We start from the raw sequence: 12,528 nt of genomic DNA, 5'->3' as shown, positions 1-12,528 counted from the left end.
CGACCCGGCCGAAAACCGGAAACCGGGTGCGCGAAGGCGGACCCGGGGCGGGGTCGGGGCGCTGCCGTCGGGCGGCGCCCTCGGATGAGGGTTTTTATGGGGTCTTGTGTTTGTCGGCGTCAGTACTACCGGGCCGAGCCTAGGTCGGACGAAGGCATCGCACCTATGCCTTTTCGTCCTCGTCACGTGCGGTTCATCGCCGCGCTGTCGCGTCCCAGGGGCCCGGTTTCGGAAGCGCCGGGCTCCGGCGGCGGCAACGGCATGAGCACACGCGCACCCGCAGGAGTGAACGCAGACGCAAGGGGGAGTCGGCACTCCGGATACGGAGTCACGTGAGGACTTCCGGTCCCGAGCACCCCGGGCCTGTCAGGGCCCGGCGGTCTGGTTCGAGCGTCCGGGGGTCACCCGGTACCGCATTCTGACATACCCGCCGCCGGGCCCGGCAGGCCGGGATGGCAGGATCGCTTGTCCGCCATTTCGCGTACACCACCGCGACACCGTGGCGACCGCACGTCCCTCCCACAGGAGCAGCCCTCATGCCTCACCCCCTTCCCGTCCGTCGTCCGGTCCTGGCCGGCGCCGTCCTGGCCACCGCCGGTGCCCTGCTGCTGACCGGTTGCGGAGGCGGCGGGCAGGCCGCCGCGGACGACCCGGTCAAGGACGTCCGCGACAAGCTGCCGAAGGCGCAGCGCTCGGCCGGGGTGCTGCGCATCGGCATGGACGTCAACTACGCGCCGGTGGAGTTCCGCGGCCAGGACGGCAAGCCGACCGGCCTCGACCCGGACCTCGCCACCGCCCTGGGCAAGATCCTCGACGTGCGGATCGAGTTCGTGGACACCACGTTCGACAAGCTGATACCGAACCTGCAGGGCAAGCAGTACGACGTGGCGATGTCGGCGCTCAGCGACATCCGCCAGCGCCGCGACGGCCTGGACGAGACCGGCAAGCAGGTCAACCCGGGCGTGGACTTCGTGGACTACTTCATCGCCGGCAGCTCGATCGTCGTGCCGAAGGGCAACCCCAAGGGGATCAAGACCCTGGACGACCTGTGCGGCAAGACCATCGCCTTCCAGCAGGGCACCACGCAGGACGAGATCGTCACCCGCCAGGTGGCGGTCTGCGCCCGCACCGGCCGCCTGCTGACCACGCACAGGCTGGAAAGCGACGCCAAGGCGCTGGCCGAGGTCGCCTCCGGTGCCGCCGCGGCCGGGCTGAACGACTTCCCGGTGGCCGCCTACGCGGCGAAGACCACCGACGGCGGCAGCCGCTTCGAGGTGACCGGCGGGCAGTCCACCTCCAACCCGTACGGGATCGCGGTGCGCAAGGGCGACACCGACCTGCGCGACGCGGTGGCCAAGGCGGTCGACCAGCTGATCCGCGGCGGCGAGTACGACAAGATCCTCACCAAGTGGGGCGTCAGCGCCGGCGCGGCGCAGAACGCCGTGGTCAACGGGGGCATCTGAGCGGGAGGGCGGCGGGCCTCCGGGGCTGAGCACAGAGGGATCTGCATACTTATGCGCAGGGTGACAGGGGCTCGGAATAAGTCCGAATAGCGGACAGTGCGACCCCTCGTTATCCGATTTTGATCTGGATGAGGGCCACCTGACCGTCATCAGATGGCAGGATTCCCCCCATCTCGGATCGAGCCGACCACTGGTCGAGGCGGTTCGGTCACGTCCACCTCGGCGGAGGGTGGCGGCAGCAGTACTCGTAGAACCCTGGGCGGTCCCAGCGTCCAGGCACTGCAGAACCCGGCCCGCACGTACGACGACTACGACGCACACCCGTACAGCGCCGTACGGCTCGCACCCCCGGTGCGCCGCTCCCGCGGCGCGTCCGCCCGACCTTCTCTCCCAGGAGGAGATCCCCCTCATGACCGCCCGTACCAAGCGCAACCGGCTCTTCGCGGCCGGTGTGGCTGCCGTCTCCGTCTCCCTCGCGCTGACCGGTTGCAGCAGCAGCAAGAGCGAGGGCAGCGGTGCCCCCAACGCCTCCGCGACCGTCAACGAGGTCAAGGCCGACCCCAACCTCGCCGCGCTCGTCCCGGACGACATCAAGGCGGCCGGCAAGCTCGTGGTGGGCGCGGACGCCTCGTACGCGCCGGACGAGTTCAAGGACGACAGCGGCAAGATCATCGGCATGGACGTCGACCTGGCCAACGCCATCGCCACCAAGCTCGGTCTGAAGGCCGAGGTCCAGGACTCCGGCTTCACCGCGATCATCCCCGGCATCCAGTCGAACAAGTTCCAGCTCGGCATGTCGTCCTTCACGGACAACAAGGAGCGCGAGCAGATCGTCGACATGGTCACCTACTTCAACTCCGGCAGCGCTGTCGCGGTGAAGAAGGGCAACCCGGAGAAGATCGACCCGAAGGACCTCTGCGGCAAGAAGGTCGCCGTCCAGACCGGCACCACCCAGGCCGACGAGATCAAGGACACCCGCAACCCGGACTGCGCCAAGGCCGGCAAGCCGGGCGTCCAGAACGACGGCGACAAGTTCGACCTCCAGACGGACGTCACCAACGCCGTGGTCTCCGGCCGCGACCAGGCGATGATGGCCGACTCCCAGGTCGTCGACTACGCGATCAAGCAGTCCGGCGGGCAGCTGGAGAAGGTCGGCGACACCTACGGCGTGGCCCCCTACGGTGTCGCCCTGGCCAAGGGCTCCAAGCTCAGCCCGGCCATCCAGGGTGCCGTCCAGTCGCTGATCGACGACGGCACCTACAAGCAGATCCTCACCAAGTGGGGCGTCGAGGCCGGTGCGATCGACAAGTCGACCGTCAACGGCGCCGTCAGCTGACCCCTCGTACGCTTCATCTCTCCCCCGAGGCCACACCGTGAACTCTTTGGACAAGGGGACGGAGGGACGGGGACGGCCTGAGACCATCAAGGCCGTCCCGGTCCGTCACCCCGGACGCTGGGCGGGCGCCGTCGTCATCGCCCTGCTCGCGGCGATGCTGCTGAGCGCTCTCTTCACCAACCCCGCTTTCAAGTGGGACATCGTCGGTCAGTACCTGTTCCACGACAGCATCCTGCACGGCATGGTCGTGACGCTGGAGCTGACCGCGCTCTCCATGCTCATGGGTGTGGTCGGCGGCGTCATCCTCGCGGTGATGCGCCTGTCCCCGAACCCGCTGCTTGCCGGCACCGCCTGGGTCTACATCTGGATCTTCCGCGGCACCCCGGTGCTGGTGCAGCTGGTGTTCTGGAACTTCCTCGGCCTGATCTGGGCCAAGCTGTCGATCGGCGTCCCGTGGGGACCGGAGTTCTGGTCCGGGCAGACCAACGTCCTGATCCCGACCTTCGTCGCCGCCCTGCTGGGCCTCGGCCTCAACGAGGCCGCCTACATGGCGGAGATCGTCCGCGGCGGCATCCAGTCGGTGGACGAGGGCCAGAGCGAGGCCGCGCACGCGCTCGGCATGAGCCGGTTCCAGACCATGCGGCGGATCGTCCTGCCGCAGGCCATGCGGGTGATCATCCCGCCGACCGGCAACGAGACCATCTCGATGCTGAAGACCACCTCGCTGGTCTCGGTGATCTCCCTGGAGGAGATCTTCCGGGCCGGCCAGGTCATCTACTCTCGGAACTACCAGAACATCCCGCTGCTGATCGTGGTCAGCCTCTGGTACCTGTTCTTCACCTCGGTGCTGACCATCGGCCAGTACTACATCGAGCGCCACTACGCCCGAGGCTCCAACCGCACCCTCCCGCCCACCCCGCTGCAGCGACTGCGGGGCCTGTTCGCCGGGAAGCCCGCCCCGAAGACGGACGCCGACGTCGTCCCGGGGCTCGAGGGAGGTGGTCACGTATGACCGATCTGACCAAGACCCCCGCCGACGGCGCCGGGTCGGCCGAGCCCATGGTCCGCGCCGAGAACGTGCACAAGTCCTACGGCCTGGTCGAGGTGCTCAAGGGCATCGACCTGGAGGTCAAGCAGGGCGAGGTGTTCTGCCTGATCGGCCCGTCCGGCTCCGGCAAGTCGACCTTCCTGCGGTGCATCAACCACCTGGAGAAGATCAACGGCGGCCGCCTCTGGGTGGACGGCGAGCTGGTCGGCTACCAGCAGCGGGGCGACAAGCTCCACGAGCTCAAGGACCGCGAGGTCGCCCTCAAGCGGCGCGACATCGGCATGGTCTTCCAGCGCTTCAACCTGTTCCCGCACATGACCGCCATGGAGAACGTCGTCGAGGCGCCGGTCCAGGTCAAGGGCGAGAGCAAGGCGGACGCCCGCGAGCGCGGGATGGCCCTGCTGGAGCGGGTCGGCCTCGCCGACAAGGCGAAGAACTACCCCTCCCAGCTCTCCGGCGGCCAGCAGCAGCGCGTCGCGATCGCCCGCGCGCTGGCCATGAAGCCCAAGCTGATGCTCTTCGACGAGCCCACCTCGGCGCTCGACCCGGAGCTGGTGGGCGACGTCCTCGACGTCATGCGCGGCCTCGCCGAGGAGGGCATGACGATGGTGGTCGTCACCCACGAGATGGGCTTCGCCCGCGAGGTCGGCGACGCGCTGGTGTTCATGGACGGCGGTGTGGTGGTCGAGTCCGGCAACCCCCGTGAGGTCCTCACGAACCCGCAGCACGAGCGCACCAGGGCCTTCCTCTCCAAGGTGCTCTGAATCCCTCCCGTCGGCGCCCGGCAGGCAGCTCCTGCCGGGCGCCGACGTTTTCCCCCTTCGGGTAATAGGCTGGAAGCAGCCAGCCCGTTACCGATCTTCTGGAAGGACCGCCGTGGAGCTCGCCTCGTACGCCGACCTCGCCGTTCGGCTGGTGAACACCGAGGAGCCGGAGCGCGGCACCGACACGCTGACCTCCGTGGAGGCGGTGCGCGCCCTGTTCTCCGACTCCTCCCGGGCCGCCGCGCTCGCCGACGAATCCGACCTGCCCCGGCTGCGGGCGGTCCGGACCCGGCTGCGCGGGGTCTTCGAAGCCGCCGCCGAAGGGGACGAGATCCGGGGCGTCGACCTGCTGAACAGCCTGCTGATGGAGTACCCCGTCAGCCCGCTGATCTCCGGGCACGACTACCTGGACGACGCCGGACGGCCGCGCTGGCACCTGCACCTGGCCGACAACTCGCCGACCGCCACCGCGCACTTCAGCGCGGTCGCCTGCATGGGCCTGGCCGTCCACCTGACCGAACTGGGCGCCGACCGGCTGGGCATCTGCCAGGCCGCGCCCTGCCGCAACGCCTACCTGGACACCTCGACCAACCGCTCCCGCCGCTACTGCTCGGACCGCTGCGCGACCCGGGCCAACGTCGCCGCCTACCGGGCCCGCAAGCGTCAGGAGGCGGAGGCCGCACTGGGCACCGGGGCGTAACAGCCGGGGCCCAACGGTGGGGCGCAGCGGTGGGGCGCGCGGCTAGACCTCCTCCACCCAGACGCCGAGGCGGCGGGCCAGGCCCGGCACCCGGGCCAGCCGCGGGGCGAGCAGCAGCCGCTCCAGCCGGCGGCCCGGCGCCAGCCAGACCGGGCGCGGGCGCAACCGCAGCAGCACCCGGCCGAGCACCAGGTCGTCCGGGACCGCGCCGTAGCTGCGGCTGTCGCTGTCCACCGGGCGGTTGTCGGAGAGCAGCCACCAGCCCCCGGACCGGCGCTCGGCGGCCCGCTTCACCACCAGCAGGTCCTGCTGGAAGGGGTGCCGGAAGAGCACCACCGCCCCCGGCCGGATCGGCGCGCCGTAGCGGACCAGCAGCCGGTCGCCCTCGCGCAGGGTCGGGACCATCGACCGGCCCACCACGTCGACCAGTCCGAACGGCAGCGCGCCGCCCCGGGCCCGGCCCTCCGGTTCCGTGCTCCGTGCCACGACTCCTCCTCCGCGCCGACCGTCCCCAGTCTGCCGTACGGACCGTCACCTGTTCGATGTCCGGATTACCCCGGTTCCGGGTCCGCCTTTTGCCCTAGGCCCACCGCCCGATCGCGAAACCGCGAGGGCGGAAGGGTAATCTCGGGCGCGGGAAGACGATCTAAGGAAGGACTCCCATGTTCTCTCGTCTGTTTGCACCGCGTGCCACCGCTCACGCCCACTGTGACCTGCCCTGCGGCGTGTACGACCCGGCGCAGGCCCGGCTCGAGGCCGAGTCGGTGAAGGCCACCCAGGAGAAGTACCAGGCCAACGAGGACCCGCACTTCCGCGCCCGCGCCATCATCATCAAGGAGCAGCGCGCCGAGGCCGTCAAGCACCACATCTCGGTGCTGTGGAGCGACTACTTCAAGGCCCCGCACTTCGAGAAGTACCCGCAGCTGCACAAGCTGATCAACGACACCCTGAAGGCCGCCTCGGCCACCAAGGCGTCCACCGACCCGGCCACCGGCCAGGCCCTGCTGGACCTGATCGCCGAGGTCGACAAGATCTTCTGGGAGACCAAGCAGGCCTGAGCCTGACGCGTCGCCACCTGACCGCCCCCGTCCGCACCGCCGGACGGGGGCGGTCGTGCGTTCACGTCCGACCCGACCTCGGTAAGGGTTGCTGACCATGAGTGCCTGTTATGCTGCCGGGGCGTCCGAGGGGGAAGTCCGGTGTGAATCCGGCGCTGACCCGCAACGGTGAGCGCGGCCCGTACCAGCGGTACGGCCGCGCCAGCCCGATCGCCCCCGGCCGCTGACCTCCCGACAACTCGCCGCGGACTGCGAGGGGAACGGCGCCCGGGCACGCCTCCGGCCGGCGCCCGCCCCGGCGCACCCGCGGCCCGAGGCAAGGCGCACCCGTGAACCGCCCACCCGTGAACCGCGCAACCGGCGGCCCGCCCGTCCGCCGCATACCCGCGCTCCCGCTCGCCGTCGGCCTCGCCGCCGCCCTGCTGCTCTCCGTGGTCTGCGGAGTCGCGTTCGGCTCCTCCGGGATCGGACTCCCCCACGTGCTGCGGCTGCTGGGCGCCGGGCTGACGGGCGGTCGGCTGGACACGGACGAGGCGGCCGCGTACGCCATCGTCTGGGAGATCCGGCTGCCGCGCACCGTCCTGGCCGCCGTGGTCGGCGCCGGGCTGGCCGCCACCGGCGTCACCGTCCAGGCCCTGGTGCGCAACGCGCTCGCCGACCCCTTCGTCCTCGGCATCTCCTCCGGCGCGGCCGTCGGCGCCAACGCCGTCCTTCTGTTCGGCGCCTTCGCCTCGCTCGGGGTGTGGGCGGTCTCCGCCTCCGCCTTCGGCTCCGCGCTGGCCGCGATGACGCTGGTCTACCTCGCCGCCCGTACCGCGTACGGGCTCACCCCGCTGCGACTGGTGCTCACCGGCACCGCCCTGTCCTACGGCTTCTCCGCCGCCACCACCCTGATGGTCTTCGCCGCCGACCGCGGCGAAGCCGCCCGGGACGCCATGATGTGGCTGCTCGGCAGCCTCGGCGGCGCCACCTGGGGCTCGGTGCCGATCGCCGCCTGCACCGTGCTGGCCGGCCTGGCCTACCTCGCCCGCACCGCCGGCCGGCTGGACGCGCTCGCCATGGGCGACGAGACCTCCGCCTCGCTCGGCGTGGACCCGGACCGGCTGCGCCGCGAGCTGTTCGTGGTGACCGCCGCCGTCACCGGCACGGTGGTCGCGGTCAGCGGGGCGATCGGCTTCGTCGGACTGCTGGTGCCGCACCTCGCGCGGATGCTGGTCGGCGCCGGGCACCACCGGGTGCTGCTGGTCGCGCCGCTCGCCGGGGCCCTGCTGCTGGTCTGGGTGGACATCGCCTCCCGCACCCTGCTGGCGCCCGCCGAACTGCCCGTCGGGGTGTTCACCGCCGTGCTCGGCGTGCCCGCCTTCCTGCTGATGATGCGCCGCCGCGGCCAGGCCTTCGGAGGCCGACGGTGACCGACGCGGCCCGCACGACCGACCGGGCCGACGCGGCCGACCTGACGACGGCCCAGGACCTCGACGTCGACACCGTCTCGGTGGAGCTGGCCGGCACCCGGCTGGTCCACGAGGTGAACCTGGCGGCCGCCGCCGGGCAGGTGGTCGGACTGGTCGGACCCAACGGCAGCGGCAAGTCGACCCTGCTGCGCTGCGTCTACCGGGTGCTGAAGCCGGCCGGCGGGGCCGTCCGGCTGGCCGGCGACGACCTGCACGCGCTCTCCGCCCGCGAGACGGCCCGGCGGGTGTCCGCGCTGACCCAGGAGCACTCCGCCGAGTTCGACTTCACGGTGGCCGAGGTGGTCGCCATGGGCCGGCTGCCGCACCGGCGCGGCCTCGGCGGCCCGACCGACGGGGACCGGGAGCGCTGCGCCGGGGCACTGCGCAAGGTCCGGGCCGGACACCTCGCCGACCGGGGCTTCCTGAGCCTGTCCGGGGGCGAGAAGCAGCGGGTGCTGTTCGCCCGCGCGCTGGTCCAGGAGCCGCGGCTGCTGGTGCTCGACGAACCCACCAACCACCTCGACATCGCCCACCAGTTGGAGGTCCTGGCGCTGGCCCGGGAGGCCGGCCCGACGGTGCTCACCGCGCTGCACGACCTCAACCTGGCGGCGAGCCACTGCGACCTGCTGTACGTCCTGCGGGCCGGCCGGATCGTCGCCTCCGGACCGCCCGGCGAGGTGCTCCGGCCCGCCCTGCTGGCCGAGGTGTTCGGCGTCCGGGCCACCCCGGTCCGGCACCCGGAGACCGGCGCCCTCCAGCTGCTGTTCGACCGCCTCGACCGCTCCCCCGACGCCTGAACGACCGAAGCCCGGACCCCCGAAGCCCGAAGCCCTAACCACCGAAGCCTGACCCACCGAAGGAACCACCGTGCGCACCAAGGCCGTTGCCACCGCCGCCCTGCTCGTCCTCGGGCTCACCGCCTGCGGAGCGGAGATCGCCCCGAGGGAGGCCGCCGTCGGCTCCGCCCACTACCCGGTGACCGTGGAGAACTGCGGCGACCGGCTGACCTTCCCGCAGAAGCCCGCCCGGGTGGTCACCAACGACGTCAACATCACCGAGCTGATGCTCTCCCTGGGCCTCGCCGACCGGATGGCCGGCTACGTCATGCCCGACGACAAGGGCAAGATCGACCAGGTGCCCTGGAAGGACGGCTACCAGCAGACCACGTGGCTCTCCAAGCAGCGGCTCACCAAGGAGATCGCGCTGGACGCCAGGGCCGACCTCGTCTTCGCCGGCTGGCACTACGGCTTCGACGAGGGCACCGGCGTCACCCCGCAGGCGTTCAAGGCCCTCGGCATCGACTCGTACGTGCTCAGCGAGTCCTGCCGCAGCGGCAAGGGCGCCGAGCGCGGCGTGATGGACCCGCTGGAGGCGCTCTACACCGACCTGGCCAACCTCGGCGAGATCTTCGACGTCAAGGACCGCGCCGACCGGCTGATCGCCGACTCCAGGGCCCGGATCGCCGCCGTCCCGCAGCCCGGGCACCGCCCGTCCGTCTTCCTGTACGACAGCGGGCAGGACAAGCCGTACACCGCCGGGAAGTTCGCCGCCGCCGACGAGATCATCGCCAAGGCCGGCGGGACCAACATCATGGGCGACCTCGCCGACACCTGGGTCACCGCCGGCTGGGAGAGCGTGGTGCGGCGCGACCCGGAGGTGATCGTGATCAACGACTACGCGACCCCGGGCGCCGAGGAGAAGCGGAAGTTCCTCATGTCCTTCCCGCCGCTGGCCGACGTCTCCGCGATCAGGAACGGCCGGATCTTCGTACTGGACTACGTCGACCTGGTGGAGAGCCCGCGCAACCCCGCCGCGATCGCCACCCTGGCCGACTACCTGCGCACCGTACCGGCCCGCTGACCGGCCGCCGACCGGTTCGCCGACCGGCCCGGATCCGGCCCGCTCCGGTCCGCGGCGCCGGGCGTACGCTCGAGATACGAGCCGACGGACCCCGACCGGAGGAGCGAGATCATGACCACCATGGCGGCCCCCGCCGCCTTCGACACCCGCGCCCTGCGCGAGGGCATCGAGCGCTGCGACGCCGAGGCCCTCCTGGCGCTCTACGCGGAGGACGCCGAACTGCGCATGGTCGACCGCAAGACCCAGCCCAGCCACCCCCTGGTGATGCACGGCCGGGAGGAGATCGGCGCCATGCTGGGCGACATCTACGGCCGCGAGATGACCCACAAGCTGGAGCAGGTGGTCGTCCAGGACGACCACGTCGCCTTCCTGGAGTCCTGCCGCTATCCGGACGGCGTCCGGGTGCTGATGTCCTCGATGGCCGACCTGCGGGACGGGCGGATCGTCGACCAGACCTCGATCCAGGCCTGGGACGAGACGGTGCCCGAGCAGTAGGCTCGCAGGCATGATCCGCACCGCTGTCGCCACCGACGTCCCCGTCATCCACGCCATGATCCGTGAGCTCGCGGAGTACGAGAAGGCCGCGCACGAGGCGGTGGCCACCGAGGAGCAGCTGCGCGAGGCGCTGTTCGGTGCCGACCCGGCGGTGTTCGGCCTGGTCGCGGAGGACGAGGGCACCGGCGAGCCGGTGGGCTTCGCGCTCTGGTTCCGCAACTTCTCGACCTGGCGCGGCACCCACGGGATCTACCTGGAGGACCTGTACGTCCGCCCGGAGGCGCGTGGCGGCGGCCACGGCAAGGCCCTGCTGCTGGAGCTCGCCCGGATCGCCGTGGAGCGCGGCTACTCCCGGGTGGAGTGGTCGGTGCTGGACTGGAACCAGCCGTCGATCGACTTCTACAAGTCGCTCGGCGCGGTACCGATGGACGAGTGGACCGTGTACCGGCTCACCGACGAGGCGCTCGCCTCCGCCGGCCGCCGCTGAACGGACCGGAACAGTCCGGGAAAGGGTCTGCCACCCTGCGTCGCAATGCCTTACCATCAGTAACTCCCGAACCGGGTGCGGTAGGACAGAGCGATGGCGGACCCGCGAACCGGTGCCCCCTGACAAGGGGTGGCAAGGTGCCCCTTTAGGGGGTGGCCGGCAGGGGTAACAAGCGGGTACCAAGCAAGCACAGTGCGTCACCCAGGAGGCAAGGGTGTCCAAGATCGACAGCGATCTCGGTGTTCAGGATTTCGTGGAGGTCCGGCTCCCCGCGGCGGGGGCCTACCTCTCCGTGCTGCGAACAGCGACGGCCGGGTTGGCGGCCCGGCTGGACTTCACCCTCGACGAGATCGAGGATCTGCGGATCGCGGTCGACGAGGCCTGCGCCATCCTGCTCCAGCAGGCGGTGCCCGGCTCCGTACTGTCCTGCGAATTCCGACTGGTCGGCGACTCGCTGAAGGTGACCGTCGCCGCCCCGACCACCGACGGCAAGGCCCCCGAGCGGGACACCTTCGCCTGGACCGTGCTCTCCGCGCTGGCCGGCGAGGTCGACTCCTCGGTCGGCGAGGACAAGACCGTGTCCATCAGCCTGCACAAGAAGCGCGGCGGGTCCACCGCCCACTGACCGGGCGCCGAACCGCACCGCGCAGACCGAGCAGCACCGAGCAGCACCCGCGCAAGGGCCGTCCACCGCACTCCCTCCGGGGCCCGGCGGGCGGCTCCCGGTACCGCCTCCGGGCGGTACGACCAACGAGACGATTCCGGGGCCCTCGGCCCCGGTGCTCCCGGAACGGAACGGGGGAATGGCCGTGAGTGATCTGGACCGTACCGGCCTCGCGACGGCGGGACCTGCCGTACCGACCCAGGCGAGCGTTCCCGGCCTCGCCGCCAACGACGAAGCGCACCCGAAGGACGCCCACCGGATGAGCCACCCGACCGAGCCGACGTCTGAGCCGACGCCCGACTCCGTACCCCCGCCGGATCCGGCGGACCGGGCGGAGGAGACGGCCGAGGCGGAGCCGCACGCCCCTGCGGTGCCCGCCCAGGGCGCGCACCGCAGCGGCGCCCCGGACCGGGAGGCCGCCCGCGCGCTGTTCGTCCGCCTGTCCGGGCTGCCCGAAGGCTCGCCGGAGCGGGTCGAGCTGCGCAACCAGCTGGTGCGGATGCACATCCCGCTGGTCGAGCACCTGGCCCGGCGCTTCCGCAACCGGGGCGAGCCGCTGGACGACCTCACCCAGGTCGCCACCATCGGCCTGATCAAGTCGGTGGACCGCTTCGACCACGAGCGCGGGGTCGAGTTCTCCACCTACGCGACGCCGACCATCGTCGGGGAGATCAAGCGGCACTTCCGCGACAAGGGCTGGGCGGTGCGCGTCCCGCGCCGCCTGCAGGAGCTGCGGCTGTCGCTCACCACGGCGACCAGCGAGCTCTCCCAGCGGCACGGCCGCTCCCCCACGGTGCACGAGCTGGCCGAGCACCTGGGGATCTCCGAGGAGGACGTCCTGGAGGGCCTGGAGTCCGCCAACGCGTACTCCACGCTGTCCCTGGACGTGCCGGACAGCGACGACGAGTCGCCGGCCGTCGCGGACACCCTGGGCGCCACCGACGAGGCGCTGGAGGGCGTCGAGTACCGCGAGTCGCTCAAGCCGCTGCTGGCCCAACTGCCGCCCCGGGAGCAGAAGATCCTGGTGCTGCGGTTCTTCCGGAACATGACCCAGTCGCAGATCGCCGCCGAGGTGGGGATCTCCCAGATGCACGTCTCCCGGCTGCTCGCCCGGACGCTGGCCCAGCTGCGGGAGAAGCTCCTGGTGGAGGAGTAGGACTGACGGCCGCTCAGCTCCGGCTGCGCGGCCGTCCGGTCCCCCG

The 12,528-nt window shown here is 71.3% G+C and carries 14 protein-coding genes; 13 read left to right on the top strand and 1 reads right to left on the bottom strand.

The window, feature by feature from the left end:
- The first annotated feature begins 536 nt into the window (after nt 1-536).
- From ACZ52J_RS10930 to ACZ52J_RS10910, 5 genes are all read left to right on the top strand, one after another.
- Nucleotides 537-1,463, top strand: coding sequence for an ABC transporter substrate-binding protein (locus ACZ52J_RS10930; protein ID WP_465617579.1), 927 nt, complete (start codon nt 537-539; stop codon nt 1,461-1,463).
- A 409-nt stretch (nt 1,464-1,872) separates the two neighbouring features.
- Nucleotides 1,873-2,799 carry an ABC transporter substrate-binding protein gene (locus tag ACZ52J_RS10925; RefSeq protein ID WP_465617577.1) on the top strand — a complete coding sequence of 309 codons (927 nt, stop codon included), beginning with the start codon at nt 1,873-1,875 and terminating at the stop codon, nt 2,797-2,799.
- Nucleotides 2,800-2,836: 37 nt separating this feature from the next.
- The gene (locus ACZ52J_RS10920) at nt 2,837-3,811 is read left to right on the top strand and encodes an amino acid ABC transporter permease (RefSeq protein ID WP_465617575.1); all 975 of its coding nucleotides are present in this window, start codon (nt 2,837-2,839) and stop codon (nt 3,809-3,811) included.
- Nucleotides 3,808-4,611, top strand: coding sequence for an amino acid ABC transporter ATP-binding protein (locus ACZ52J_RS10915; RefSeq protein WP_360510034.1), 804 nt, complete (start codon nt 3,808-3,810; stop codon nt 4,609-4,611). Before ACZ52J_RS10920 ends, ACZ52J_RS10915 begins: the two co-directional genes overlap by 4 nt.
- 112 nt (nt 4,612-4,723) lie before the next feature.
- Nucleotides 4,724-5,311: a CGNR zinc finger domain-containing protein gene (locus ACZ52J_RS10910; protein ID WP_360505761.1), complete on the top strand. Its 588-nt coding sequence runs from the start codon at nt 4,724-4,726 to the stop codon at nt 5,309-5,311.
- Nucleotides 5,312-5,353: 42 nt separating this feature from the next.
- Here ACZ52J_RS10910 and sodX read toward each other — a convergent pair whose 3' ends face one another.
- Nucleotides 5,354-5,716, bottom strand: coding sequence for a nickel-type superoxide dismutase maturation protease (gene sodX, locus ACZ52J_RS10905; RefSeq protein WP_396287770.1), 363 nt, complete (start codon nt 5,714-5,716; stop codon nt 5,354-5,356).
- A 257-nt stretch (nt 5,717-5,973) separates the two neighbouring features.
- On the opposite strand from sodX, the gene sodN reads away from it, so the two are divergent.
- From sodN to ACZ52J_RS10865, 8 genes are all read left to right on the top strand, one after another.
- Nucleotides 5,974-6,369 carry a superoxide dismutase, Ni gene (sodN, locus tag ACZ52J_RS10900; RefSeq protein WP_218203467.1) on the top strand — a complete coding sequence of 132 codons (396 nt, stop codon included), beginning with the start codon at nt 5,974-5,976 and terminating at the stop codon, nt 6,367-6,369.
- A 344-nt stretch (nt 6,370-6,713) separates the two neighbouring features.
- Entirely contained in the window at nt 6,714-7,781 is a 1,068-nt protein-coding gene (locus ACZ52J_RS10895) for a FecCD family ABC transporter permease (RefSeq protein ID WP_465617572.1), read from the top strand.
- Nucleotides 7,782-7,822: 41 nt separating this feature from the next.
- The gene (locus ACZ52J_RS10890; protein WP_465617778.1) at nt 7,823-8,617 is read left to right on the top strand and encodes an ABC transporter ATP-binding protein; all 795 of its coding nucleotides are present in this window, start codon (nt 7,823-7,825) and stop codon (nt 8,615-8,617) included.
- 70 nt (nt 8,618-8,687) lie between these two features.
- Complete coding sequence (locus ACZ52J_RS10885) at nt 8,688-9,680, top strand: ABC transporter substrate-binding protein (RefSeq protein ID WP_465617570.1); 993 nt, start codon at nt 8,688-8,690, stop codon at nt 9,678-9,680.
- A 111-nt stretch (nt 9,681-9,791) separates the two neighbouring features.
- On the top strand, nt 9,792-10,175 hold the full coding sequence (locus tag ACZ52J_RS10880) for a nuclear transport factor 2 family protein (RefSeq protein WP_465617568.1): 384 nt from the start codon (nt 9,792-9,794) through the stop codon (nt 10,173-10,175).
- A gap of 10 nt (nt 10,176-10,185) precedes the next feature.
- Complete coding sequence (locus ACZ52J_RS10875; RefSeq protein ID WP_360505745.1) at nt 10,186-10,662, top strand: GNAT family N-acetyltransferase; 477 nt, start codon at nt 10,186-10,188, stop codon at nt 10,660-10,662.
- Nucleotides 10,663-10,876: 214 nt separating this feature from the next.
- Nucleotides 10,877-11,287: an ATP-binding protein gene (locus ACZ52J_RS10870; RefSeq protein WP_360505742.1), complete on the top strand. Its 411-nt coding sequence runs from the start codon at nt 10,877-10,879 to the stop codon at nt 11,285-11,287.
- Nucleotides 11,288-11,471: 184 nt separating this feature from the next.
- Complete coding sequence (locus ACZ52J_RS10865; protein ID WP_465617566.1) at nt 11,472-12,482, top strand: RNA polymerase sigma factor SigF; 1,011 nt, start codon at nt 11,472-11,474, stop codon at nt 12,480-12,482.
- Nucleotides 12,483-12,528: the final 46 nt, after the last annotated feature.

The sequence above is a fragment of the Kitasatospora sp. NPDC034035 genome, assembly GCF_055575755.1.
This window is presented reverse-complemented; position numbering and strand designations above follow the sequence as displayed.